Source organism: uncultured Nocardioides sp. (genome assembly GCF_947489365.1).
In the GTDB taxonomy this organism is placed as follows: domain Bacteria; phylum Actinomycetota; class Actinomycetes; order Propionibacteriales; family Nocardioidaceae; genus Nocardioides.
Genome location: NZ_CANLDB010000002.1, coordinates 98,817 through 122,670, shown reverse-complemented (window position 1 = coordinate 122,670; position 23,854 = coordinate 98,817). Strand labels below are relative to the sequence as shown.

Annotated in this window: 23 protein-coding genes; 17 read left to right on the top strand and 6 right to left on the bottom strand. The window is 73.7% G+C overall.

The features are described 5' to 3' along the window. The first annotated feature begins 69 nt into the window (after positions 1-69). Both ilvD and Q0858_RS05855 read left to right on the top strand, forming a co-directional pair. The gene (gene ilvD, locus Q0858_RS05860; RefSeq protein ID WP_299051923.1) at positions 70-1,770 is read left to right on the top strand and encodes a dihydroxy-acid dehydratase; all 1,701 of its coding nucleotides are present in this window, start codon (positions 70-72) and stop codon (positions 1,768-1,770) included. Further along, positions 1,677-3,047 carry an MFS transporter gene (locus Q0858_RS05855; RefSeq protein WP_299052949.1) on the top strand — a complete coding sequence of 457 codons (1,371 nt, stop codon included), beginning with the start codon at positions 1,677-1,679 and terminating at the stop codon, positions 3,045-3,047. The genes ilvD and Q0858_RS05855 overlap by 94 nt, the downstream gene beginning before the upstream one ends. 61 nt (positions 3,048-3,108) lie before the next feature. Here Q0858_RS05855 and Q0858_RS05850 read toward each other — a convergent pair whose 3' ends face one another. Continuing rightward, on the bottom strand, positions 3,109-3,783 hold the full coding sequence (locus Q0858_RS05850; RefSeq protein ID WP_299051922.1) for a hypothetical protein: 675 nt from the start codon (positions 3,781-3,783) through the stop codon (positions 3,109-3,111). A gap of 439 nt (positions 3,784-4,222) precedes the next feature. Further along, on the bottom strand, positions 4,223-4,786 hold the full coding sequence (locus tag Q0858_RS05845; protein WP_299051921.1) for a nucleoside/nucleotide kinase family protein: 564 nt from the start codon (positions 4,784-4,786) through the stop codon (positions 4,223-4,225). 85 nt (positions 4,787-4,871) lie between these two features. Between Q0858_RS05845 and Q0858_RS05840 the strand changes: the two genes are divergently transcribed. The 9 genes from Q0858_RS05840 to ilvC all read left to right on the top strand — a co-directional run bounded on the left by Q0858_RS05840 (position 4,872) and on the right by ilvC (position 14,092). Then, positions 4,872-5,855 carry a hypothetical protein gene (locus tag Q0858_RS05840; protein ID WP_299051920.1) on the top strand — a complete coding sequence of 328 codons (984 nt, stop codon included), beginning with the start codon at positions 4,872-4,874 and terminating at the stop codon, positions 5,853-5,855. A 9-nt stretch (positions 5,856-5,864) separates the two neighbouring features. Then, positions 5,865-7,097: an aminotransferase class V-fold PLP-dependent enzyme gene (locus tag Q0858_RS05835; protein WP_299051919.1), complete on the top strand. Its 1,233-nt coding sequence runs from the start codon at positions 5,865-5,867 to the stop codon at positions 7,095-7,097. 23 nt (positions 7,098-7,120) lie between these two features. Further along, complete coding sequence (locus tag Q0858_RS05830) at positions 7,121-8,347, top strand: FAD-binding domain-containing protein (RefSeq protein ID WP_299051918.1); 1,227 nt, start codon at positions 7,121-7,123, stop codon at positions 8,345-8,347. A gap of 25 nt (positions 8,348-8,372) precedes the next feature. Further along, positions 8,373-9,032 carry a GNAT family protein gene (locus tag Q0858_RS05825; RefSeq protein WP_299051917.1) on the top strand — a complete coding sequence of 220 codons (660 nt, stop codon included), beginning with the start codon at positions 8,373-8,375 and terminating at the stop codon, positions 9,030-9,032. Positions 9,033-9,314: 282 nt separating this feature from the next. Continuing rightward, positions 9,315-9,746 (top strand): VOC family protein, encoded by a 432-nt coding sequence (locus Q0858_RS05820; RefSeq protein ID WP_299051916.1) that lies wholly within the window; start codon positions 9,315-9,317, stop codon positions 9,744-9,746. Further along, positions 9,743-10,408: a 4a-hydroxytetrahydrobiopterin dehydratase gene (locus Q0858_RS05815; protein WP_299051915.1), complete on the top strand. Its 666-nt coding sequence runs from the start codon at positions 9,743-9,745 to the stop codon at positions 10,406-10,408. Before Q0858_RS05820 ends, Q0858_RS05815 begins: the two co-directional genes overlap by 4 nt. Positions 10,409-10,611: 203 nt before the next feature. Continuing rightward, positions 10,612-12,438, top strand: a complete 1,827-nt coding sequence (locus Q0858_RS05810; protein WP_299051914.1) for an acetolactate synthase large subunit — start codon at positions 10,612-10,614, stop codon at positions 12,436-12,438. After that, positions 12,438-12,980, top strand: a complete 543-nt coding sequence (gene ilvN, locus Q0858_RS05805) for an acetolactate synthase small subunit (protein ID WP_299051913.1) — start codon at positions 12,438-12,440, stop codon at positions 12,978-12,980. Before Q0858_RS05810 ends, ilvN begins: the two co-directional genes overlap by 1 nt. A gap of 80 nt (positions 12,981-13,060) precedes the next feature. After that, positions 13,061-14,092 carry a ketol-acid reductoisomerase gene (gene ilvC / locus Q0858_RS05800; RefSeq protein WP_299051912.1) on the top strand — a complete coding sequence of 344 codons (1,032 nt, stop codon included), beginning with the start codon at positions 13,061-13,063 and terminating at the stop codon, positions 14,090-14,092. Between the two features lie 69 nt (positions 14,093-14,161). Here ilvC and Q0858_RS05795 read toward each other — a convergent pair whose 3' ends face one another. After that, positions 14,162-15,109 carry a hypothetical protein gene (locus Q0858_RS05795; protein ID WP_299051911.1) on the bottom strand — a complete coding sequence of 316 codons (948 nt, stop codon included), beginning with the start codon at positions 15,107-15,109 and terminating at the stop codon, positions 14,162-14,164. Positions 15,110-15,298: 189 nt separating this feature from the next. On the opposite strand from Q0858_RS05795, the gene Q0858_RS05790 reads away from it, so the two are divergent. From Q0858_RS05790 to Q0858_RS05780, 3 genes are read left to right on the top strand one after another with little or no spacing between them, the layout of a single operon-like run. Further along, entirely contained in the window at positions 15,299-15,850 is a 552-nt protein-coding gene (locus tag Q0858_RS05790) for a dihydrofolate reductase family protein (RefSeq protein ID WP_299051910.1), read from the top strand. Position 15,851: 1 nt separating this feature from the next. After that, entirely contained in the window at positions 15,852-16,421 is a 570-nt protein-coding gene (locus Q0858_RS05785; protein WP_299051909.1) for a dihydrofolate reductase family protein, read from the top strand. Continuing rightward, a complete protein-coding gene (locus Q0858_RS05780; RefSeq protein ID WP_299051908.1) occupies positions 16,418-16,768 on the top strand; it encodes a nuclear transport factor 2 family protein in 351 nt (116 codons plus the stop codon). Before Q0858_RS05785 ends, Q0858_RS05780 begins: the two co-directional genes overlap by 4 nt. On the opposite strand, the gene Q0858_RS05775 is transcribed toward Q0858_RS05780, so the two are convergent. After that, positions 16,749-18,353, bottom strand: coding sequence for an ABC-F family ATP-binding cassette domain-containing protein (locus Q0858_RS05775; protein ID WP_299051907.1), 1,605 nt, complete (start codon positions 18,351-18,353; stop codon positions 16,749-16,751). The two genes, Q0858_RS05780 and Q0858_RS05775, sit on opposite strands and share 20 nt — an antisense overlap. A 123-nt stretch (positions 18,354-18,476) precedes the next feature. Beyond that, a complete protein-coding gene (locus Q0858_RS05770; RefSeq protein WP_299051906.1) occupies positions 18,477-19,202 on the bottom strand; it encodes a hypothetical protein in 726 nt (241 codons plus the stop codon). 89 nt (positions 19,203-19,291) lie between these two features. Between Q0858_RS05770 and efeU the strand changes: the two genes are divergently transcribed. Genes efeU through efeB form a run of 3 tightly spaced genes read left to right on the top strand, consistent with a single transcriptional unit; the run spans position 19,292 to position 22,642 of the window. Then, complete coding sequence (gene efeU / locus Q0858_RS05765; protein WP_299051905.1) at positions 19,292-20,173, top strand: iron uptake transporter permease EfeU; 882 nt, start codon at positions 19,292-19,294, stop codon at positions 20,171-20,173. Positions 20,174-20,185: 12 nt separating this feature from the next. Then, positions 20,186-21,355: an iron uptake system protein EfeO gene (gene efeO, locus Q0858_RS05760; protein ID WP_299051904.1), complete on the top strand. Its 1,170-nt coding sequence runs from the start codon at positions 20,186-20,188 to the stop codon at positions 21,353-21,355. 12 nt (positions 21,356-21,367) lie between these two features. Beyond that, positions 21,368-22,642 (top strand): iron uptake transporter deferrochelatase/peroxidase subunit, encoded by a 1,275-nt coding sequence (efeB, locus tag Q0858_RS05755; protein ID WP_299051903.1) that lies wholly within the window; start codon positions 21,368-21,370, stop codon positions 22,640-22,642. 482 nt (positions 22,643-23,124) lie between these two features. Here efeB and Q0858_RS05750 read toward each other — a convergent pair whose 3' ends face one another. Further along, positions 23,125-23,694 carry a class I SAM-dependent methyltransferase gene (locus Q0858_RS05750; protein ID WP_299051902.1) on the bottom strand — a complete coding sequence of 190 codons (570 nt, stop codon included), beginning with the start codon at positions 23,692-23,694 and terminating at the stop codon, positions 23,125-23,127. Between the last annotated feature and the right edge of the window lie 160 nt (positions 23,695-23,854).

Sequence of the window (23,854 nt, the reverse complement as noted above, 5' to 3'; positions counted from 1 at the left end):
CCGCCGGAGGGGGCTCACAGCCCGGGCAGGCGTACGCCGGGCCGCGGGCGCGGGGATATCGTGCGAGGCATGGCTGAGCAGACCGACGGCACCCCGGGGATCGACATCAAGCCGCGTTCGCGCGACGTCACGGACGGCCTCGAGCGGGCCGCCGCCCGGGGCATGCTCCGGGCGGTGGGGATGGGCGACGACGACTGGGAGAAGCCCCAGATCGGCGTCGCCTCGTCGTGGAACGAGATCACCCCCTGCAACCTGTCCCTGCAGCGTCTCGCGCAGGCCGTGAAGAGCGGGGTGCACGCCGCGGGCGGGTTCCCGATGGAGTTCGGGACCATCTCGGTCTCCGACGGCATCTCGATGGGCCACGAGGGGATGCACTTCTCGCTGGTCAGCCGGGAGGTCATCGCGGACTCCGTCGAGACCGTGATGATGGCCGAGCGCCTCGACGGCTCCGTGCTGCTCGCCGGCTGCGACAAGTCGCTGCCCGGCATGCTCATGGCCGCCGCGCGCCTCGACCTCGCGAGCGTCTTCCTGTACGCCGGGACCATCCTGCCCGGCAAGGTCGACGGCGAGGACGTCACGATCATCGACGCCTTCGAGGCCGTCGGCGCCTGCCTGGCCGGCAAGATCAGCCGCGAGCAGGTCGACAAGGTCGAGCGCGCCATCTGCCCGGGCGAGGGTGCCTGCGGCGGCGCGTACACCGCCAACACGATGGCCGCGGTCGCCGAGGCGCTCGGCATGGCGCTGCCCGGCTCCGCGTCGCCCCCGGCCGTGGACCGCCGCCGCGACAAGATCGCCCACCGCTCCGGCGAGGCCGTGGTCAACCTGCTGCGCCACGGCATCACCGCGCGGCAGATCATCACCAAGAAGTCGCTGGAGAACGCCGTCGCGGTCGCCATGGCGATCGGCGGCTCGACGAACGCCGTCCTCCACCTGCTCGCCATCGCCCGCGAGGCCGAGGTCGACCTGACCCTGGACGACTTCACCCGCATCGGCGACAAGGTCCCGCACCTCGCCGACATGAAGCCGTTCGGCAAGTACGTTTGGACCGACTTCGACCGCGTCGGCGGAATCCCCGTGCTGATGAAGGCGCTGCTGGACGCCGGGCTGATGCACGGCGACGCGCTCACCGTGACCGGGAAGACGCTCGCCGAGAACCTCGCCGACATCGAGCTCCCCGCCCTCGACGGGACCATCGTCCGCGGCATGGACACCCCGATCCACGCCACCGGCGGCCTGACGATCCTCCAGGGCACCCTCGCCCCCGAGGGCGCCGTCGTGAAGTCCGCGGGCTTCGACGAGTCCGTCTTCACCGGCACCGCCCGGGTCTTCGACGGGGAGCGCGCCGCGATGGACGCCCTCACCGAGGGTGCGATTGTCGCCGGCGACGTCGTCGTCATCCGCTACGAGGGCCCCAAGGGTGGGCCCGGCATGCGCGAGATGCTCGCCATCACCGGCGCGATCAAGGGCGCGGGGCTCGGCAAGGACGTCCTGCTCATGACCGACGGCCGCTTCTCCGGCGGGACGACGGGCCTCTGCGTCGGCCACGTCGCCCCGGAGGCCGTGGACGCCGGGCCCATCGCCTTCCTCCGCGACGGCGACCGGATCACCCTGGACGTCGCCAACAGGCGCCTCGACGTCGACGTGTCCGCCGAGGAGCTCGAGGCCCGCGCCGAGGGCTGGGCGCCGAAGCCGCCGAAGTACACCCGCGGCGTCCTCGGCAAGTACGCCCAGGTCGTGCAGTCGGCGGCGCACGGCGCCGTGACGAGCTGAAGCGGCGCGAGCCCGGGGCGCCCGGGACGACGAAGGCCAAGGCGGCCAAGGAGCCGAAGCTCCCGATCCCGGCCGAGATCAAGGTCCTGGTCGCGTCGGCCTTCGTCATCGCGATCGGCTTCGGCCTGGTCTCGCCTGTGCTGCCGGCGTACGCCCGCAGCTTCGACGTCGGCGTCGCCGCGGCCTCGACGGTGGTCTCGGCGTTCGCGTTCTTCCGGCTGCTGTTCGCACCCGCCGGCGGGGCGCTGGTCTCGCGGCTGGGGGAGCGGCCGGTCTACCTGACCGGCCTGCTCGTCGTGGCCGCGTCGTCGCTGGCGACCGCCTTCGCGCAGTCGTACACCCAGCTGCTGGTGCTGCGCGGGCTCGGCGGCATCGGCTCGACCATGTTCACCGTCTCCGCGATGGCGCTGCTGGTGCGGCTCGCCCCGCCGACGATCCGCGGCCGGGTGTCCTCGGCGTACGCCAGCTCGTTCCTCCTCGGCGGCATGCTCGGGCCGGTCATCGGCGGGGCGCTGGCGGGCTTCGGGCTCCGCGTCCCGTTCGTCGTGTACGCCGTCGCGCTGGTCGCCGCGGCCGCCGTCGTCGGCCTGCGCCTCTCGAGCGCCCGGCTGCGTCCCGTGACCGATCCCGACGTCCCGCCGGCGCCGCCGATGCGGGTGCGCGAGGCGCTCGGCGACGCGGCGTACCGGGCGGCGCTGGCCTCGGCGTTCGCCAACGGCTGGTGCAACTTCGGTGTCCGGGTGGCGGTGCTCCCGCAGTTCGCGGTCGTCGTCCACGACGCGACCTGGGTCGCCGGGGTGTCGCTCGCGCTCGCCGCCGCCGGGACCGCCGCCGCCCTGCAGGTCGCGGGTCGGGTGGCCGACCGCGTCGGCCGCAAGCCGCTGGTGCTCACCGGACTGGTGGTCACGGCCGCCGGTCTCGGTCTCATCGGGCTCAGCGGCGACCTGCTGGTCCTGCTCGTGCTCTCCGCGCTCTCGGGGCTCGGTGCCGGGCTGCTCAACCCCGGCCAGCAGGCCACCGTCGCCGACGTGATCGGGGCGGGGCGCAGCGGCGGGACGGTGCTGAGCACCTTCCAGATGGCCCAGGACGCCGGCGCGATCGTCGGCCCGATCCTGGTCGGGGTCGTCGCCGACCGCCTCGGCTTCGGCTGGGCCTTCGGGGTGACCGCGATGGTCAGCCTGCTCGCGGTGCTGCCGTGGCTCCTCGCCCCCGAGACGGTGCACCGGGCCCGCGCCGAGGCGACCGGGTCCGCGGGGGTCAGGGGCAGCTCGGCGTAGGCGACGGCCAACGGTCCCGGACGCACCAGGGCGTCCGGGACCGGCGCCGGTCCTCAGGTCCTCAGAGGCGCAGGCCGCCCAGCAGGTCGTTGAGGGCGTCGACGAGTCGCTGCAGCACCGGGCCGAGGCTGAGGCCGTCGAGCAGGCCGGTCACCGCGCACAGCAGGTTGCCGAGCAGATTGCCGGCGCCGCTGCGGGCGACGATGTCCAGCACGACCCGGTTCAGGCTGACCTCCAGGCCGAGCAGGTCGAGGTCCAGGGGGCCGAGCACCAGGTTCAGCACGTCGCAGGCGGGGCCGTCCTGCGCCGCCCGCGTGGCGTCGCGGGCGACGTCGGCCCGGGAGCCGGTGGGCAGGTCCGTCAGGTCGGTGCCGTTGATCTCCTGCACCGGCATCCGCACGGTCTCGGTGAAGGTCCGCTGGCCGCGCTTGCCGACGAGCTTGCCGGTGATCTCGCCGACGACCTCGACCCCGTCGGAGCCGGCGACGAAGCGCTCGGGGGTGAACCGGCCGACGACCTTGCGGCCGTCCTCGGCGACGCCGCGCACCTTCGCGGTGACCTTGGCCTGGTCGGTGCTGCTGACGACGGGCGAGGCGGGCGAGCGCTGGGACTCCGCGGCGGCGGCGGGGCTGAGACCCGCCCCCGCGGCGAGCAGGGAACCGGACAGGGCGAGGGCGGCGAGACCCGTCGTCACGCGGCGGGCTCGGGTGGGGGTCTGGACGGTCGTGGTGCTCATGGGTGTCTCCTCTACGTCGTTCGGACGCGCGGCACCGACCCGTCGGGTCACGATGGGGCGGTGGACCCGCGACGGCACGCCGCACGCAAGGCGTGCGACGCGACCGGACGGGCTCTCGGTGGTCCCGCACGGTGGGCGGGACCGCGGTCCGAGGCGGTGGCCGCCGGGAAGGCGGCAGATCGACGATGGCAGAACCGGGGTGGCGGCCGCGACCACCCGGCCCCGTTGTTACCGGCCGGTTTGGCAACTCTCGCTGTAACGAACGGCCCCGGTGGTGATGTCTCGCCAGGGCCGGATCAGGGCCTTCCGGACGTCGTCCCAGGTCAGGGCGTCGACGGGGTCCGAGGGCTCGTGGACGGCGTACCGCGCCGTGGCCGTCCTGGGAGAACGGGTGTTCCGCGCCCGGTGCCCCTCAGGGCCGGTTTGTTGGCAGGTGGATCTACGTCGTCCCGGCGCGGACGACGCGGTCCGCGCGGGGCCTCGACGCGACGACCAGTGCCGCGTTCGGCTCGTCGACCGCCTCGACCCAGGCCTCGGCGTCCGCGGGGGTCTTGCCGAACGCCACGTGGCGGGCGACGAGCCGCTCGTGGCGTACGGCGTCGTCGACGTCGAGGTAGGCGCACTCGTCGAGCGCGTCGCGCACCGCCCGCCACGACGGGGTGTCCAGCAGCAGGTAGTTGCCCTCGGTGACCACGACGTCGGCCTCGGGGCCGATCCCGATCGCCCCGGCCAGCGGCTGCTCGAGGTCCCGCTCGAACGCCGGCGCCCACACCGTGTCGGCCGGACCCTCGCGCAGGCGCCGCAGCAGGGCGGCGTACCCGGCGGCGTCGAAGGTCTCCGGCGCGCCCTTGCGGTCCCGCAGCCCGAGGGCGTCGAGGGCGACGTCGGCGAGGTGGAAGCCGTCCATGGGCAGGTACGCCGCGCCGATCTCCCGAGCCCACGCGACGGCGTACGTCGTCTTGCCGGCGCCCGGCGGGCCGGCCAGGCCGAGGATGCGTCGCACGGCGGCACGCTATCCGCAGGACGTGCGTCCGTCGTTCACGACGAGGTCACCCGCTGATCGCACCGGCTTCCTAGCGTCGCGGGACGTGACGTCTCGGGTTCACACCGTCCTGTCCTGCCTGCTCCTCGCCGTGGTCGCGCTCCTCCCGCTCTGCGGACCCCCGACCCCGGCGGAGGCCGCCCCGGTGGTCGGTCCGGGGCCGGAGCCGCCGCCGGTCGGGGCGCTGCGGCTGCGGCACGTGCACGCCAGCTCGCTGTGGACGGCGTCGGCGGACGCGGTGGCGGCGGACCTGCGCCGCTGGCGTCGCGACGCGGACCTGGTGACCATGACCGAGTCCGCCGGGGACCCCGCCCGGCAGGCCGTCCTCACCGCGCCGGGTTGGTCGGCGGCGTGGTTCCCCGGCACGGGCCCGCGCCCCGCCCGACGCGCGGACGCGAGCGTGGCGTGGCGCGACGCCGCCTGGACGGAGCGCGCGCGGGCGACGCTGCCGGTCTCGGAGCGGACCTTCCCGTCCGAGGAGGGCGCCGCCCGCAGCATCCCCTCCAACGCGACCGCGGTCGTGCTGGAGCACCGCGACACCGGGGTCGTCCTGCTGGTCACGGTGGCCCACCTGCCGTCGCTGGTGGAGCGCCCCGACGGCACCGGCTTCGACCCCGCCCCGGTGCTGGCCAGCCGGCTGGCGGCGTACGACGACGCGCTCGCGGGCTACCGCGCCCAGGTCGACCGGCTGACGCGGCGCCACGACCCGGACGTGCGCCTCGTCGTCGCGGACTGGAACGTCGACGTGAAGCAGCCGTGGGCCCGGGAGCACCTGCGAGCGGCCTGGGCGGGCTCGGGGCTGGTGCCCGCCTGGCCCGCGTCGTACGACGGGCCGGGGACGTTCGAGGACGTCCGCGACGGCTACGTCCGCTCGCGCGTCATCGACGGCAGCCTCGTGGACGCGGGGACGTCGTACGTCGCCCGGCCGCGGGTGCTGGCCCCGGTCGCCTCGTCGGACCACCGGCCGTACGCCACCACGATCCGGCTGCCCCGCGCGCCGGGGGAGGACGGTGGCGGCACCGTCCGGTAGGACTGGCGCATGAACTCGACGGGGACCCCCACCGGCGCGGCCTCCGGGCGCGCCGCCGCCCTCGACCACGACGACCGCCTCGCGGCCTACCGCGACCGGTTCGTGGGGGCAGGCTCGCCGCTGACCTACTTCGACGGCAACTCGCTCGGCCGGCCGCTGGCGACCACGGTCGAGCGGATGGGTGTCTTCGTCGAGCACGAGTGGGGCGGGCGGCTGATCCGCGGCTGGGACGAGCAGTGGATGGAGCTGCCGCTCGTCGTCGGTGACGAGCTGGGGCTGGTCTGCCTCGGCGCCGCCCCCGGCCAGGTGGTGGTCGCCGACTCGACCACCGTCGTCCTCTACAAGCTGCTCCGGGCCGCCGTGGCCGCGCGTCCGGACCGGACCGAGATCGTCGTCGACACCGACAACTTCCCGACCGACCGCTACGTCGCCGAGGCGGTCGCCCGGGAGTGCGGGCTGCGGCTGCGCTGGGTCGAGACCGACCCGGCCGCCGGCCTGACCCTCGACCAGGCGGCGTCGGTGGTCGGGCCGGAGACCGCGGTGGTCCTGGCCAGCCACGTGGCCTACCGGTCGGCGTACGTCGCGGACGTGCCGGGCATCACCGCCCTCGCGCACGAGGCGGGCGCGCTGACCCTGTGGGACCTCTCGCACTCCGTCGGCTCCGTGCCGGTCGAGCTGGACGCCTGGGACGTCGACCTGGCCGTGGGGTGCACGTACAAGTACGTCAACGGCGGACCCGGTTCCCCGGCGTTCGGGTACGTCGCCGCGCGCCACCTGCCCGAGCTCGACCAGCCGGTGAGCGGGTGGATGGGCCACGCGGACCCGTTCGCGATGGGCCCCGGTCACACCCCGGACCCCGGCGTACGACGGCTCCTGTCCGGCACCCCGCCGGTGCTGGCCATGCAGCCGATGCGGGACATGCTCGCGCTGCTCGCCGCGGTGGGGATGCCCGCGGTGCGGGAGAAGTCGGTCGGCCTGACGTCGTACGCGATCGAGCTGGCCGACGAGCTGCTCGCTCCGCTGGGCGTCGAGCTGGCCTCGCCCCGCGAAGCCGGGCGCCGCGGAGGCCACCTCACGCTGACCCACCCGCGCATGCGGGAGGTCGTGGCGGCGCTGTGGAAGCGGGACGTGATCCCCGACTACCGCGACCCCGGCGGCCTGCGCATCGGGCTCTCGCCGCTGTCGACGTCGTACGACGAGGTGCGGCGGGGCATCGAGGAGGTCGCCGCCCTGCTGCGCTGAGGCGTCTCGGGGCACCTGGGGGCATGTCCGTCCTGCCGAGCCCCCCGTCCGTCGCCGACGGTGCCGAGGTCGCCGACGTCGAGGCGTGGGTCGCCGAGCACCTCGGCGACCTGACCCGGGAGGGTCCCGACGGGGTCCGCTCGGGGGCGTTCCGGGGTGGCCAGTCCGCCGCCGACGCCGCCCTGGCGACGCTCGACGTCACGAGCTACGCCCGCACGCGCTCGACGGTGCTGCCGGTCGAACGGCGTGGTGCGAGCCGCATGTCGCCGTACATCCGGCACGGGCTGCTCACCCTCACCGAGGTCTGGGACGCCGTCGCCGACGCTCAGGGCCGGGACCGCACGAAGTACCGCGACGAGCTGATGTGGCAGGAGTACGCCCGCCACCTCTACGCCCGCGTCGGCGATGACCTGGGCCGCAGCCTGCGCCGCGAGCAGCCACGCCCGCCGGCGTGGGACGAGCCGTGGCCCCGCGAGATGGCCTGCATGGACGCCGTCGTCGGCGAGCTCCACGACGACGGCTGGGTCGTGAACCAGACCCGCATGTGGCTGGCCTCGCAGTGGGCCGTCCGCGCCGGGGCGACCTGGCGGGACGGGGAGGACGAGATGTTCGCCCACCTCGTCGACGGCTCCCGGGCCGCGAACCGCCTCGGGTGGCAGTGGACGATCGGCACGGGCTCGGGCAAGCCGTACGGCTTCAGCCGGTGGCAGGTCGAGAAGCGGGCGCCGCAGCTGTGCAACCGGTGCGCCCTGAAGAAGGACTGCCCGGTGCAGGGGTGGCCCGAGGCCGACACCGGGCCGTCGGTGGACGGTCCCGACCTGCGCAAGGGCGAGATCCCTCCGGGCCCGGCCGAGGTCGAGGGAGCCGGGGGAGCGGAGCGGGTGTGGCTGACCGCGGAGTCGCTCTCCGAGCGTGACCCCGCCCTGGCCGCGGACGCCGACCGCCCGGCCGTCTTCGTCTTCGACGAGCCCCTGCTGCGCCGGCTGCGGCTGTCGGGCAAGCGGCTGGTCTTCCTGTCCGAGACCCTCGGGGAGCTGGCCGCGACGCGCGAGGTCGAGGTACGCCGCGGGGACGTCGTCGCCGAGCTGTCCGGGACGCCCCTCGCCGCGACGTACGCACCGGTGCCGGGGTGGGCCCGCCGCGCCGCCGGCCTCGACGTCGTCGAGACCCACCCCTGGCCCTGGCTCATCCGGCCCCGCCCGGCGCCGGTGCAGTCCTTCACCGGGTGGCGGAAGTCGTTGGGCCGCTGACGTCGTCCGGCCCTAGGGTCGGCCCGTGCTCGACTGGACGCCGCCCGCCCCGCTGACCGCGACCCGCCTCGAGGGCGCGCACGTCGTCCTCGAGCCCCTGTCCGTCGAGCACGCCGAGGCGCTCCGCACGGCGGTCGCCGGCCCGGACACGTCGTGGCGCTTCCTGCCCGTGGAGCCGCCGGCCGACGACACCGCCATGCGCGCTCTCGTCGGGGCGCAGCTCGCCGACCCGGGGATGGAGACGTTCGTCATCCGGCCCGGCGGGGGAGCGGTGGCGGGACGCATCAGCTGGATCCGCCAGGCCCCGGCCGACGGCTGCACCGAGGTCGCCTGGGTGGTCTTCGGCTCGTCCATGCAGCGCACCGCGGCGTCCACCGAGGCCGTCAGCCTGCTGCTGCGGCAGGCCTTCGACGCGGGCTACCGCCGCGTCGAGTGGAAGTGCGACGACCTCAACGAGCCCTCCCAGCGCGCCGCCGTCCGCCTGGGGTTCACGCCCGAGGGCGTCTTCCGCCAGCACAAGGTCGTCAAGGGCCTCAACCGCGACACCGCCTGGTTCGCGATGCTCGACCGCGACTGGCCCGCCGTACGCGCCGTCCACGAGGCCTGGCTCGACCCCGCGAACTTCGACGACCATGGCCACCAGCGCACCCCCTTGAGGGTCGAGTCGGCACGTCTGCGCAGCTGAGGGGGCTCGAGTCGGCACGTCTGCGCAGCTGAGGAGGCTCGAGTCGGCACGTCTGCGCAGCCAGAGGGCTCGAGGCGGCGCTTGTGCACGTGGGAAGCGCCGAATCGGTCGCGGCGCGGGCCTAGGTCGGCACTGCCGCCGCACCGCCCACCTGTCGCCTGCGCAGACGTGCCGACTCGACCCTCCTCACGTGCGCAGACGTGCCGACTCGACCCCCTTGACGTGCGCAGACGTGCCGACTCGGCCTTCACGACGTCGGCGGGCGGTGGTTGGGTGGCAGGCATGGAGCAGCGAGTGAGCCTGGTGACCCTGGCGGTGGCCGACCGGGCGCGGTCGCGAGCGTTCTACGTCGACGGGCTGGGGTGGGAGGCGACGGTCGACGAGCAGGACGTGCTGATGTTCACCGTGGCCGACCGGGTGCTGCTGTCGCTGTGGGAGGAGACGTCGTTCGAGGCCGAGGTCGGTCCCGTACGACGGGGGGCCGGGCTCGCGCCGATCACCCTGGCCCACAACTGCCGCGACCGGGCGACGGTCGACGGCGTCCTGGACGACGCCCGCGCCGCCGGGGCCGACCCCGTCGAGGCCGCGAGCGACCGCGAGTGGGGTGGCTACTCCGGCTACTTCGCCGACCCCGACGGCTACCGCTGGGAGGTCGCCTGGGCCCCGGGCGACTTCGCGAGACTGATGGTCCCCGACTCGAAGGAGCACGGATGAGCGAGCAGACCGACCCGAAGCAGACCCTCACCGCCGACGAGGTCGCCGCGGCCACCCCGCCCGGGTGGGCGCACGTGCCGGGGAGGATCCGCGCGGTGTTCGCCACCGGCGACTTCGCGACCGGCCTCGCTCTGGTCGACCGCATCGGGGCCGCCGCCGAGGAGGCCGACCACCACCCCGACGTCGTCCTCACCTACCCCACGGTGACGGGCCTGTCCAGCCACGACGTCGGCGGCATCACCAGTCGCGACATCGACCTCGCCCGCCGGATCACCGGGTACGCCGACGAGGCCGGCGCCACCGCCGACCCCGGAGCGGTGACGCAGGTCGAGCTCGGCCTCGACACCTGGGCCGGCGAGGAGGTGCAGCCGTTCCTCGCCGCCCTCCTGGGCGGCAGCGCCGGGGACGGCGAGGTCTCCGACCCGGCCGGGCTCTACCCCACGGTCTGGTTCCAGGACGCCGAGGAGCACGAGGCCCCGCGGCAGCGCTGGCACCTCGACGTCTGGGTGCACCGCGACGAGGCGCGGGCCCGCGTGGACGCCGTCCTCGCGGCCGGCGGCACCCTCGTCGACGACGCCGAGGCGCCGTCGTTCTGGGTGCTCGCCGACGCGCAGGGCAACCGCGCCTGCGTCTGCTCCACCGAGGGCCGCCGCGGGGCATGAGCGGGGCCTGACCAAAATGCGAGACAGCCGTCCCGACATCCGAGACGGCTGTCACACTCCATTGACGGCACGCGAGGCCGGGAGGGACCGTAGCGCCATGCGACGGAACCTCCTCGTACCCTCAGACGCGTGAGCCGAGCCCCAGGCTCCCCACGCGTCCACCCCTCGCCGCCGTCATGGCCGAGGGGTTTTTTGTTGGGCAGATGCTGGACCCGACGCACCACCCGGGCACGAACCGAACGAAGGAAGAGCAGATGAGCCAGGCCGAGCCGATCACCGGCGCCCAGAGCCTGATCCGGTCGCTGGAGCACGCCGGCGTCGACACGATCTTCGGCATCCCCGGCGGCGCCATCCTCCCGGCGTACGACCCGCTGATGGACTCCTCCGCCATCCGCCACATCCTCGTGCGCCACGAGCAGGGCGCGGGCCACGCCGCCCAGGGGTACGCCGCGGCGACCGGCCGCGTCGGCGTCTGCATGGCGACGTCCGGCCCGGGGGCGACGAACCTGGTCACCCCGCTTGCCGACGCGCACATGGACTCCGTGCCGATGGTGGCCGTCACCGGCCAGGTCGGCGCCGCGATGATCGGCACGGACGCCTTCCAGGAGGCCGACATCCGCGGCATCACGATGCCGATCACCAAGCACAACTTCCTCGTCACCGACCCGGCCGAGATCCCGCAGAAGATCGCGGAGGCGTTCCACATCGCCAGCACCGGGCGCCCCGGTCCGGTGCTCGTGGACGTCGCGAAGTCGGCGCTCACCGCGCAAACGGGCTTCCGCTGGCCGACCGAGCTGCACCTGCCCGGCTACCGCCCGGTCACCAAGCCGCACGCCAAGCAGATCCGCGAGGCCACGCGGCTGATCCTCGAGGCCCGCCGCCCGGTGCTGTACGTCGGCGGCGGCACGATCCGCGCCGGCGCGCACCGCGAGCTCGCCGAGCTGGCCGCGCTGACCGGCATCCCCGTGGTCACCACGCTGATGGCGCGCGGCGCGTTCCCCGACTCCAACCCGCAGCACCTCGGCATGCCCGGCATGCACGGCACCGTCGCCGCGGTGGCCGGTCTGCAGCGCAGCGACCTGATGATCAGCCTGGGCGCCCGCTTCGACGACCGCGTCACCGGCAACCTGGACTCGTTCGCCCCGAACGCCAAGGTCATCCACGCCGACATCGACCCCGCCGAGATCGGCAAGAACCGCCACGCCGACGTCCCCATCGTCGGCGACTGCCGCGAGGTCATCGTCGAGCTGATCGCCGCCCTGCGGTCGGCGTACGACCAGGGCGAGTCCGGCGACTACGAGGCGTGGGTCGAGTTCCTCGCAGGGGTGAAGAAGAAGTACCCCCTCGGGTACGACGCCCCCGCCGACGGCAGCCTCGCCCCGCAGTACGTCATCGAGCGCCTCGGCGCCATCGCCGGCCCCGACGCGATCTACACCTCCGGGGTGGGCCAGCACCAGATGTGGGCGGCGCACTTCATCGACTACGAGAAGCCCAACACCTGGCTGAACTCGGGCGGTCTCGGCACGATGGGCTACTCCGTGCCCGCCGCCATGGGCGCGAAGGTCGGCTGCCCCGACACCACCGTCTGGTCGATCGACGGCGACGGCTGCTTCCAGATGACGAACCAGGAGCTCGCGACCTGCGCCATCGAGGGCATCCCGATCAAGGTCGCCATCATCAACAACCAGTCCCTCGGCATGGTCCGGCAGTGGCAGACGCTGTTCTACAACCAGCGCTACTCCAACACCGACCTGCAGCGTCAGGGCGGCCAGTCGAGCGGGCCGGTCCGCATCCCCGACTTCGAGAAGCTCGCGGAGGCGTACGGCTGCGTCGGCCTGTCCTGCGACACGCCCGGTGACGTCGACGCCACCATCAACAAGGCGATGGAGGTGGACGACGTCCCGGTGGTCGTGGACTTCCGTGTGCACCGCGACGCCATGGTCTGGCCGATGGTCGCCGCCGGCACCAGCAACGACGACATCAAGTACGCGCGCGACATGGCGCCGGAGTTCGAGGAGGACGACGTCTGATGTCGACCCACACCCTGAGCGTCCTGGTCGAGGACAAGCCCGGCGTCCTGGCCCGGATCGCCGGCCTGTTCAGTCGCCGCGGCTTCAACATCGACAGCCTCGCCGTGGGCCCGACCGAGCACGCCGACGTCTCGCGCATGACGATCGTGGTCAGCGTCGAGTCGTTCCCCCTCGAGCAGGTCACCAAGCAGCTCAACAAGCTCGTCGAGGTCATCAAGATCGTCGAGCTCGAGCCCGCGCAGGCCGTGTCCCGCGAGCTGCTCATGGTCAAGGTCCGTGCCGACGCGACCACCCGCGGCCAGGTGCTGGAGTGCGTGCAGCTCTTCCGCGCCAAGGTCGTCGACGTCGCCCCCGACGCGGTGACCATCCAGGCCGTCGGCAACGTGGACAAGCTGGCCGACTTCCTGCGGGTGCTCGAGCCCTTCGGCGTCCGCGAGCTCGTCCAGTCCGGGATGGTCGCCATCGGCCGCGGCTCCCGGTCCATCTCGGAGCGCACCATGCGCCCGGTGCCGACCCCGGCGCCGCCGCCGCGCGCGGTCTGACACGGTTCAGACCACCCGGATCACCCAGACCCGCGTCGCCCACCCCGACGTACGCACCCAAGAAGAAGGAGCCCACCCTCGTGGCGCAGATGTTCTACGACGACGACGCCGACCTCTCCCTGATCCAGGACAAGTCCGTGGCCGTGATCGGCTACGGGTCCCAGGGACACGCCCACGCCCTGTCGCTGCGCGACTCCGGCGTCGACGTGCGGATCGGTCTCCAGCCCGGCTCGAAGAGCCGCGCCAAGGCGGAGGCCGAGGGCCTGCGGGTCGTCACGCCCGCCGAGGCCGTCGAGGAGTCCGACGTCGTCGTGATCCTGGCTCCGGACCAGCACCAGCGGAAGCTGTACGCCGAGGAGATCGAGCCCCACCTCGCCGAGGGCGACACCCTCGTCTTCGGCCACGGCTTCAACATCCGTTTCGGCTACATCACCCCGCCCGAGGGCGTGAACGTCTTCATGGTCGCCCCCAAGGGCCCCGGCCACCTCGTGCGCCGCGAGTACGTCGACGGCCGCGGCGTCCCCGTCCTCGTCGCCGTCGAGAAGGACGCCTCGGGGAACACCTGGGACCTCGCCCTCTCGTACGCCAAGGGCATCGGCGGCCTCCGCGCCGGCGGCATCAAGACCACCTTCACCGAGGAGACCGAGACCGACCTGTTCGGTGAGCAGGCCGTCCTCTGCGGTGGCGCGTCCCAACTCGTCCAGTACGGCTTCGAGACCCTCATCGAGGCCGGCTACCAGCCCGAGGTCGCCTACTTCGAGTGCCTCCACGAGCTGAAGCTGATCGTCGACCTCATGTACGAGGGCGGCATCGCCAAGCAGCGCTGGTCCATCTCCGACACCGCCGAGTACGGCGACTACGTCTCCGGCCCCCGCGTCATCACGCCGCAGGTGAAGGAGAACATGCAGGCCGTCCTCGCCGACATCACCAACGGCTCGTTCGCCCAGCGGTTCATCGACGACCAGGACGCCGGCTCCCCGGAGTTCAACGCGCTCCGCGAGAAGGGTGCCCAGCACCCCATCGAGAGCACCGGCAAGGAGCTCCGCAAGCTCATGGCGTGGGTCAAGAGCCACGACTCGGACTACGTCGAGGGCAGCTCGGCGCGCAGCTGAGCCCCACTGACGCAGGCTGCACCAGTGCCGCAGATCGCACGCACCAGATGCGTGCGATCTGCGGCACTGTCACGTCACAGGGCAGGCCGGGTCGGTGCACGGGTGGACGTCGATCGTGATCCCGCGTGATCGCAGGAAGGCGACCACCTTCGCGATGGTGGTGCACCCGGCGCCGTACACCTGGTGGTAGCCGAGCCTGACCGTCGTCCCGCCCGAGGCCGCGGTGTCGAGATCCCGAGCGAGGTCCGACTCCCGCTGCTCCCATCGCGCGTGGACGGCGTGACCGTCGAGCTCGATGGTCGCCAGTGCGCCGTAGGTGGCGTCCCGGTAGACCACGCCGGCTGCGGTGACCTCGCGGTGCTGGCGCATCGCCCGGGGCAGACCGTGGGCACGCTCGAGAGCCAGGTAGCCGTGCTCCAGCACGGAGTGCGTCCCGTCGGCCGCGTCGCGCAGGACGGACTCGAGCCACCCCCTGCGGGCGATGCGCGAACGCGCCGCCAGGGCGTCCAGCAGTCGCTCGGCGGTGGTGCGACGACTGCCGCACGCCCCGGCCAGGGCCGCGATGGCGTCGAGGTCGCTGCCCGCCGCCGCGGCGACGTCCAGCACGGCCTCCTCGTAGCGCATCCGGGGTGGGCTCTGGTTCCACCTGACCTTCTCGTCGAGACGACACACGAAGTGCACCTTCACGCCCGGGACGGGTCGCGGCCGGCCTCTCCGCCGATCGATGGCGACGTGGATCAGCTCGTCCGGCCCTCCCGCCTCAGCCACGGCCGAGGCCCCGAAGAGGGCTGCGGGCCAGTGACCCAGCACCGCAGCCCAGGCCAGCTGGCGCCACGACGGTTCGCCGGTGTGGTCGACGAACAGGCCGGGGCGGAGCAGGGACCACTCCCGACGGCGCCGCATCCGGTCGAGGTCATGCTGCTGCAGGCCCGCCTCGAGGGCCTGCGCCCGCGAGATCACGCCGTCCTGACGCGCGAGCAGGTCACTCACGGCGTCGGGGAGCGGCGGACGGGGCACGCGGTGACTCTCGCCCGTACGGAGCGTCGCGACACCTGCCCCCTCCTGGCCTGTGGAGGACGGAGAGCGCCGCAGGTCGCACGCACCGGGTGCGTGCGATCTGCGGCGTTGTCTCCCGCGACCGATGAGTTCGGCGGACCGGTCTGGTCGGACAGCTCGGAAGCAGCAACCGCACCCGAGGAGCAGCCAATGGCCCAGATCGTCGTCACCACCTTCCTGTCGCTCGATGGGGTCATGGACTCACCCGGCGGGGGCGAGCACCCGCGGGCGGGGTGGACCTTCCAGGAGGTCGCCTTCGACGAGGCGGCGTACGCGATCAAGGGGCGGGAGACCGAGGAGGCGACCGCGCTGCTGCTGGGGCGGGTGAGCTACGACGAGTTCGCGCCGGTGTGGCCGTCGATGGAGGAGTTCGCGCACTACAACGCGATCCCCAAGTACGTGGTCTCCTCGACGCTCAGCGACCCGGAGTGGAACAACACCTCCGTGCTGCGTTCCCTCGACGAGGTCGCCGCCCTGAAGCAGGAGCACGAGGGGCAGATCCAGGTCCACGGCAGTGCGCGGCTGGCCCAGGGCCTCGCCGCCTCCGGGCTGGTGGACTCCTACCACCTGCTCACGTTCCCGGTGGTGCTCGGCACGGGCAAGCGGCTGTTCGACGGCCCCGACCAGCCCCGGCTGCGGCCGGTCGAGCAGGCGACGTACGGCAACGGCGTCACCCTCGGCGTGTACGACGTCGTCCGCTGACGTGGCCGGCCGACTCATCTACTCGGTCATCGGCAGCCTCGACGGCTACCTGGCCGACACCGAGGGCAGGTTCGACTGGGCGGTCCCGGACGAGGAGGTCCTCGCGCACGTGAACGACGTCGAGCGGGGCGTCGGCACCTACCTGTACGGCCGCCGGATCTACGAGCTGATGACCGCCTGGGAGGACGACCCGGCGGCGGCCGCCCAGTCCGAGCAGTCCGCTGCGTTCGCGGACATCTGGACCCGCGCCGAGAAGCACGTCTACTCGACCACCCTGCGCGAGGTCACCACGGAGCGGACCACCCTGCACCGGCGGTTCGACCCCGACGAGGTGCGGGGCATCAAGGAGGCCGCACCCTCCGACCTGCACGTGTCGGGACCCACCCTGGCGCAGCACGCCTTCGCGGCCGGGCTCGTCGACGAGATCCAGGTGGTCGTGGTGCCGGTCGTCGTCGGCGGCGGTCTGTCGTACCACCCGGCCACGCCCACCACCCTCACGCTGCTGGACACCCGCCGCTTCGGCAACGGGATGGTCTGGCTGCGCTACGACGTCCGAGGAGGACAGCGATGAGCAGCGACACCCGCACCACCGCCGAGAGGTTCCTGCGCGCCGTCGAGCACGACGTGCCCGCCTGCCGGGGCCTGATGTCGGTGGACGCCGTGTGGGAGCTCAACGGCACGGTGCAGACGACCGGCCCCGAGGAGTTCGTCACCCGCCAGCAGGAGGACCTGGCCACCGGGGCCACCCGGACGACCGTCGAGACCCTCGTGGTGGAGGGCGACCTCGCGGCCTGGGTCGGCTGGGTGGACTTCAGCCCCCACGAGGGGGCCGCGTTCCGGATGCGGGTCTCCGAGTGGCTCACCGTCGACGACGGCCGGGTCAGCCGGGTCCGCAGCGTCATGGTCCCGGCGGGCTGACCCCGCCCAGCTCCAGCCGCCGGTCCACTCCCACGTCGGCGAGGAACCGCTCGTCGTGGCTGACCACGACCAGCGCCCCGCGGTACGACGACAGCGCGGCCACCAGCGCGTCGTACGACGCGAGGTCGAGGTTGTTCGTCGGCTCGTCGAGCAGCAGCAGCTGCGGGGGAGGGTCGGCCAGCAGCAGGGCGGCCAGGGTCGCCCGGAAGCGCTCGCCGCCCGACAGGCCGCCCGCGGGCTGGTCCGCCGCGGCGCCGCGGAAGCCGAACCGGGCCAGCCGGGCGCGGACGGTGTTGGCGTCCGCGTCGGGCGCACGGTCGGCGACGTTCTGCGCGACGGACAGCACGGGGTCGAGGACGGCGTACCGCTGCGGGAGCAGCCCGTGCGCCACGGGGAGCCGGACCGATCCCGCCGACGGGGCCAGGTCCCCGACGAGGGTGTGCAGCAGCGTCGACTTGCCGGCGCCGTTCGGGCCGACGACGGCGAGGCGCTCAGGCCCGTCCAGCGCGAGGTCCACCGGCAGGCCGGTCCGCAGCACCAGGTCGGACGTCTCCAGGACCACCCGGCCGCGGGGGACCTCCGTCCCGGGCAGGTCGACGCGGATCGTGGCGTCGTCGCGGACGCAGGCCTCCGCCTCGGCGAGGTGCTGGCGGGCGTCCTCGAGACGCGCGTCGTGCAGCGCGCGGTAGTCACCGGCGTTCTTCTCGGAGCGGTTGCGCCAGAAGTCCTGTGCGCCCTTCCCCATGTTCGAGCTGACGGCGTTGCGCGCGCCCTGCCGCTTCCGCTGGGCCAGCAGCCGCTCGGCCTCGACCCGGTCCCGCTGCTGTCGGCGTACGTCGGCGCGCGCGGCGGCCGCGGCGCGGACGGCCGACTCCTGCTCGGACGCCACCTGGGCGCGGTAGTCGCTCCACCCGCCGCCGTACCAGGTCACCGCGCCGTCCCGGAGATCGCCGACCCGGTCGACGAGCTCCAGCAGGTCGCGGTCGTGGCTGACGACCAGCAGGGGCCGCGCCCACCCCGCCACGACCTCGTGCACCCGCGCCCGGGCGGACGCGTCGAGGTTGTTCGTGGGCTCGTCGAGCAGCAGCACGTCGGGCTGCGACAGCAGCGCCCGGGCGAGCCCGAGGCGCACGACCTCACCGCCGGACAGCTGCGCCAGGGACCGCGACAGGACGTCGTCCGGCAGCCCGAGCCGGGCGAGGGCGGCGGTGGCGCGCTCCTCGACGTCCCAGGCGTCGCCGACGGTCTCGAAGTCGGCCTCGGCGACCGACCCCGCCTCGATCCGTCGCAGCGCGGCGATGGTCGTCGCGACACCGAGGAAGGCGGCGACGGGTTCGTCGGACGCCCAGGTCAGGTCCTGGCGCAGGTGCTCGACGCGGCCGGCGACGCGGACCCGGCCGCGGTTGGGGGAGAGCTCGCCGGCGAGGACGCGGAGCAGCGTGGTCTTGCCCGCACCGTTGGCGCCGACGAGCGCGCTGCGCCCGGGCGGCAGGGCGAGGTCGACGCCGGAGAGGGCGGTGGTGTCGTCGGGCCAGGTGACCTCGACGGACTCCAGGGTGGCGACGGCGGGGACGGGTGAGGGCATGGGTGCTCCAGGGAGTTCGCGCGGACGGGCGGCGGACTCAACCGAGCAACGGAACCTCACGGGGCAGGCGGCAGGACGTCCACCACGGTAGGAGCAGCCCCGTACGGCGCGCGACCGGTTTTCTCAGCGCCGGCGGGCAGCCCGCTCCCACAGGCCCAGGAGGCGCAGGTCGTCGCGCGCCTCCGCCGCGATGCGGCGGACCACGCGGTCGGACCCGTACCCGCCGAGCGGTGCGCCGTCCACGGCGGACGGTGCCGACAGCTGCATCACCTGGGTCCGGACGACGGCGGCACCGCGGCGGGAGACGACGTCGACCAGGAGGACGGGGTCGGTCCCGCCGTTGGTGCCCAGCACCTGGCTGCGCACCAGGGTGCCGACCGGCAGCGGCGGCGACGCCTGGAGCCCGGCGGTCGTGGGCGCCCGCTCGGAGGAGGTCACCCGCAGGCCGTCGACGCGGACGCACGGACCCTCCGCGCGGAGCCGCCGGATCCAGGCGCCGGCCGCGGCGGCGTCGTCGTGCACCGTGAGGTCGCGGGTGACGGTCAGCCCGCCCACCCGGCGGAGGTCGGAGGCCTGGTCGCGCACGCCGGGCGCCGGCGGCGGGCTCGGCCGTCCCTGGGGTCCGACGCAGAGGGTGCCGAAGGTCGCCCCGAACTCGGCCCTGACCCGGGCCGGGATTGCTCCGGGGGTCTCGGACCCCGCGTCGGGCTCGGGGTAGACCCCGATGGATCCGCTCGGCTCCTCCTCGGGTGCGGGTGCGGGTGCGGGGGCGTCGCTCGTCGTCGTGCACGCCACCAGCAGGAGCGCCGAGGCCGCTGTGCCCAGTGTCCGTGCCACTCGTGACGCCACGTCGCGAGCCTAGGTCGCACCCGAACCTGTGAGGATTCACAGGTTGGTTTGGTGAGGCATACCTAACTCAGCCGCTAGCGTTGTCCTCCGTGCTCGCCAACTTCCTCATCGGCCTGCGCGAGGGCCTCGAGGCCGGCCTCGTCGTGTCGGTGCTCGTTGCCTACCTCGTGCGGTCCGACCGTGCCCACCTGCTGCCGCGGGTGTGGAGCGGCATCGCTCTCGCCGTCGCGGTGTCCCTCGGGTTCGGGGCGCTGCTCACCTTCGGTCCGCGGGGCCTGACCTTCGAGGCCCAGGAGGCCATCGGCGGCACGCTGTCCATCGTCGCCGTCGGCTTCGTGACCTGGATGGTGTTCTGGATGGCCCGGGCCGCGCGCTCGCTGTCGGGTCAGCTCCGGGGCCAGGTGGACGTCGCCGCCGAGGGTGGCTGGTTCGCGCTGGCGCTGATCGCCGCACTGGCGGTCGGGCGTGAGGGCCTCGAGACCGCGCTGTTCCTGTGGTCCGCCAGCCAGGCCGCCACCGACGGCGCGGGCGCCGCCACCCCCACCTGGGAGCCGCTCCTCGCGGCGCTGCTGGGCATCCTGGTCGCCGTCGCGCTCGCCTACCTGCTCTACCGCGGGGCGATCCGCCTGAACCTGACCCGCTTCTTCACCGTCACCGGTGCCTTCCTCATCGTCGTCGCCGCCGGCGTCCTGTCGTACGGCGTCCACGACCTCCAGGAGGCCGGGATCCTGCCGGGCCTGAACTCCTTCCTGTTCGACGTCTCCGCGCAGGTCCCCGCGGGCTCCTGGTACGGCGTCCTGCTGAAGGGCACCTTCAACTTCTCCCCGGCCACGACCTACCTCGAGGCCGCCGTCTGGGTCGCCTACCTCGTGCCGACCATGACGCTCTTCCTGCTCGCCGCCCGGCGTCGTCGTACGGCGAGCCCGCCGGCGAAGCCCGCCGCCCCCGCCCCCGTCCCCACCAGCAGCTGAGGTCCGACCCCGATGACTCGCCGTCCCCTGACCGCCCTCGCCCTCCTGGCGCTCGCGGTCCCCGCCCTCGCGTCCTGCACCGAGAACGCCCCCGCCGCCGAGGGTGGGGGCGACGACCGCACCGTCACCGTCACCTCCTCGGCCGACGCCTGCGAGGTGTCCACGACCGAGGCGCCCGCCGGGACGCTCAGCTTCGACGTCACGAACGCCGGGGACGAGGTCACCGAGTTCTACCTGCTCGGCGAGGACGGCCTGCGGATCGTCGCCGAGGTCGAGAACGTCGGCCCGCAGCTGTCGCGCCAGCTCGTCGTCAACGCCCCCGCCGGGGAGTACATGACGGCCTGCAAGCCGGGCATGGTCGGCGAGGGGATCCGCTCGGCCTTCACCGTCACCCCCAGCGACGAGGAGGTCGAGGTCTCCGCGGACGAGCAGGAGCTCGTCGACGCGGCCGAGTCGTCGTACCAGACCTACGTGCAGGACCAGTCCGACCAGCTGCTGGTGAAGACCCGCGAGTTCGCCGAGGACTACACGAGCGGCGACGACGACGCGGCCCGCGCGATGTACCCCGACGCCCGCACGCACTGGGAGCGCATCGAGACCGTCGCCGAGTCGTTCGGCGACCTCGACCCGCGCATGGACGCCCGCGAGGCCGACCTGGAGCCCGGTCAGCGCTGGACCGGCTGGCACCGCATGGAGAAGGACCTCTGGCCGCAGCGCGCCGGCGACTACACGCCGCTGACCGACGCCCAGCGGCAGACCTTCGCCGACGACCTCGTCGCGAACACCGAGGAGCTGGACGAGCGGATCGGCGAGCTCGAGTTCACCGTCGACCAGATCGCCAACGGCTCCCGCGGTCTGCTCGAGGAGGTCGCCACCGGCAAGGTCACCGGCGAGGAGGAGTACTGGTCGCGCACCGACCTGTGGGACTTCCAGGCCAACGTCGACGGCGCCCGCGTCGGGTACGACGGCGTCGCCCCGATCGTCGAGGGCAAGGACGCCGAGCTCGCCTCGCAGCTCGAGCTCCGGTTCACCGACCTGCAGGAGCTGCTCGACGCGCAGCGGGTCGGCGACGGCTTCACGTCGTACGACGACCTGACGAAGCAGGAGGTCCGCGAACTCGCCGACGCCGTGAACGCGCTGTCGGAGCCGCTGTCGCGCCTGACCGCCGTCGTCGTGGCCTGAGGCGGGGACCCGGTGCCTCCACTCAGCCGTCGGGGCCTGCTCGGCGGCGGCGTCGCCGCCGCGGGCCTGGCCGGCGCGGGCCTGGTCGGTGCGGGGATCGCGTCCGCCACCGACGGCCCCGGCGAGCCCGGCGCCGGGGGCACGCCCGAGACCTACCCGTTCCGCGGCGAGCACCAGGCCGGGATCGTCACGCCGGCCCAGGACCGGCTCCACTTCGCGGCCTTCGACGTCACCACCGACGACCGGGAGGCCCTCGTCGCGCTGCTCACCGCGTGGACGGCGGCCGCCGAGCGCATGACGACCGGTGGCCCGGCCGGGCCGGTGGGTCCCGTCGAGGGCTCCGCCGACCTGCCGCCCGACGACACCGGCGAGGCCATCGGGCTGCCGGCCAGCGGGCTGACGCTGACCTTCGGGTTCGGTCCGTCGCTGTTCCGCGACGCCGACGGCCGCGACCGGTTCGGGCTGGCCGACCGGCTCCCGGCGTCGCTGAAGGACCTGCCGCACTTCCCGGGCGACGTGCTCGCCCCCGGACGCAGCGGGGGAGACCTGTGCGTGCAGGCGTGCGCGCAGGACCCGCAGGTCGCCGTCCACGCCATCCGCAACCTCGTGCGGATCGGGTTCGGGACCGTCCGGGTCCGCTGGTCGCAGCTGGGCTTCGGGCGCACGTCGAGCACCAGCACGGCCCAGGAGACCCCGCGCAACCTGTTCGGCTTCAAGGACGGCACCGCCAACGTCCTCGCCGAGGAGACCCAGGCGCTCACCGACCACGTCTGGGTCGGCGAGGACGACGACCCCGCCGGCGGCTGGCTGGCCGGCGGCTCGTACCTCGTCGCCCGCCGCATCGCCATGACGATCGAGACCTGGGACCGCCAGACCCTCGCCGAGCAGGAGTCGATCGTCGGGCGGACCAAGGGCACTGGCGCCCCGCTGTCGGGCGGCGAGGAGCACACGCCGATCGACTTCGACATGCCCGGTAGCAACGGGCAGCCCGTCGTCCCCGTCGACTCCCACGTCCGCGTCGTCCACCCCGACCAGCACGGCGGCGCCCGGATGCTGCGCCGCGGCTACACCTTCGTCGACGGCACCACCGACCTCGGCGGCCTCGACGCCGGCCTGTTCTTCCTCGCCTTCGTCCGCGACCCGCTCACCGACTTCGTGCCCGTCCAGCAGGCGATGGCCCGCAGCGACGCGATGATGGAGTACCTCCGCGTCACCGGCTCCGCCGTCTTCGCCGTCCCGCCCGGTGTCGCCGAGGGCGAGCACGTCGGGCAGTCGCTCTTCGCCTGAGTCGTGCGGGGTCTCGTGGCTCGGGCCTAGCGGTCCTCGCACCTCGACCTCCGGGCTCGCCGAGGGCGACGGCCGGAGATCGAGGTGCGAAGCCGGCTACGGCTGAGCCACGAGATCCGGTGAGGGGTCCACGGTCGTCGCACGAGATTCGGTGAGGGGTCTGCGGTCGTCGTGCGGGGTCTCGTGGCTCGGGCCCGGCGGCCCTCGCACCTCGACCTCCGGTCCGTTCGGTGACCGAGGTGTTCCGAGCCCTGGCGAGGAGCCACGGGATCCGGTGGGGGGTCTGCGGTCGTCGTACGGGTCTCGTGGCTCGGGCCTAGCGGCCCTCGCACCTCGACCTCCGGTCCGTTCGGTGATCGAGGTGTTCCGAGCCCTGGCGAGGAGCCTCGAGATCCGGTGGGGGGTCCTCGGTCGTCGTACGGGGTCTCGTGGCTCGGGCCCGGCGGCCCTCGCACCTCGACCTCCGGGGTCGCGGCGTCGCGTCAGCGGCGGGTGGCGAGCACCGCGGAGGCGTCGGGGGCGACCATGACCTCGGCGGCGGTGAAGCGGTCGTCGGTGAGCCACTCCTCGCGGAGGTAGTCGACGCGGCCGCCGGTGATCGGCGGCCACGACTCGCAGGGGACGAAGTCGTCGAGGACGACGATGCCGCCGGGGCCGACGAGGTCCGCGATCGCGTCGACCCGGACGCCCGCGGGGTCGCCGGCGTCCACGAAGAGCAGCGAGAACGGCGCCCGGTCGCGCAGGGTCGACCAGTCGGCGCCGATGACCTCGACCTGGTCGTCGTCGACGAAGATCTCGGCCGCGGCGTCGGCGAGCTTCTCGTCCAGCTCCGCGGTCACCAGGCGGACGTCGTCGCAGCGCACGCCCGAACGCAGCCAGGCGGTCCCGACCCCGGTGCCGGTGCCGAACTCGGCCATCGTCCCGGTCCGGGTGGCCGCCAGCGTGGCCAGCAGGCGGCCGGTCTCGTTGCGGCAGAACGAGGCGTAGCCGGCACGCCGGGAGACGTCGAAGGCGCGGCGCACGATGTCGGGAAGCTCGGGAGGCGCGCTCATCCGCCGAGTCTGTCGGAGGGGTCCGGCGTGAGACGGTCGTCCCACATCGTGAACTTGCGGGAAAACACCCGAGACAGACGCGGGGAGCCCGGGTAGCGTGCGACGCACTATGCGGAGCGTTCTCGTACTCATCGTGCGCCGCGGCGGGGCCTGACAGAGA

Bases quoted from the DNA above. Each gene is read 5' to 3' on its own strand.
- ilvD (WP_299051923.1), top strand. From the start codon at position 70: ATGGCTGAGCAGACCGACGGCACCCCGGGGATCGACATCAAGCCGCGT.
- Q0858_RS05850 (WP_299051922.1), bottom strand. From the start codon at position 3,783: ATGAGCACCACGACCGTCCAGACCCCCACCCGAGCCCGCCGCGTGACG.
- Q0858_RS05835 (WP_299051919.1), top strand. From the start codon at position 5,865: ATGAACTCGACGGGGACCCCCACCGGCGCGGCCTCCGGGCGCGCCGCC.
- Q0858_RS05830 (WP_299051918.1), top strand. From the start codon at position 7,121: ATGTCCGTCCTGCCGAGCCCCCCGTCCGTCGCCGACGGTGCCGAGGTC.
- Q0858_RS05820 (WP_299051916.1), top strand. From the start codon at position 9,315: ATGGAGCAGCGAGTGAGCCTGGTGACCCTGGCGGTGGCCGACCGGGCG.
- Q0858_RS05815 (WP_299051915.1), top strand. From the start codon at position 9,743: ATGAGCGAGCAGACCGACCCGAAGCAGACCCTCACCGCCGACGAGGTC.
- Q0858_RS05810 (WP_299051914.1), top strand. From the start codon at position 10,612: ATGCTGGACCCGACGCACCACCCGGGCACGAACCGAACGAAGGAAGAG.
- ilvN (WP_299051913.1), top strand. From the start codon at position 12,438: ATGTCGACCCACACCCTGAGCGTCCTGGTCGAGGACAAGCCCGGCGTC.
- Q0858_RS05790 (WP_299051910.1), top strand. From the start codon at position 15,299: ATGGCCCAGATCGTCGTCACCACCTTCCTGTCGCTCGATGGGGTCATG.
- Q0858_RS05780 (WP_299051908.1), top strand. From the start codon at position 16,418: ATGAGCAGCGACACCCGCACCACCGCCGAGAGGTTCCTGCGCGCCGTC.
- Q0858_RS05775 (WP_299051907.1), bottom strand. From the start codon at position 18,353: ATGCCCTCACCCGTCCCCGCCGTCGCCACCCTGGAGTCCGTCGAGGTC.
- efeO (WP_299051904.1), top strand. From the start codon at position 20,186: ATGACTCGCCGTCCCCTGACCGCCCTCGCCCTCCTGGCGCTCGCGGTC.
- Q0858_RS05750 (WP_299051902.1), bottom strand. From the start codon at position 23,694: ATGAGCGCGCCTCCCGAGCTTCCCGACATCGTGCGCCGCGCCTTCGAC.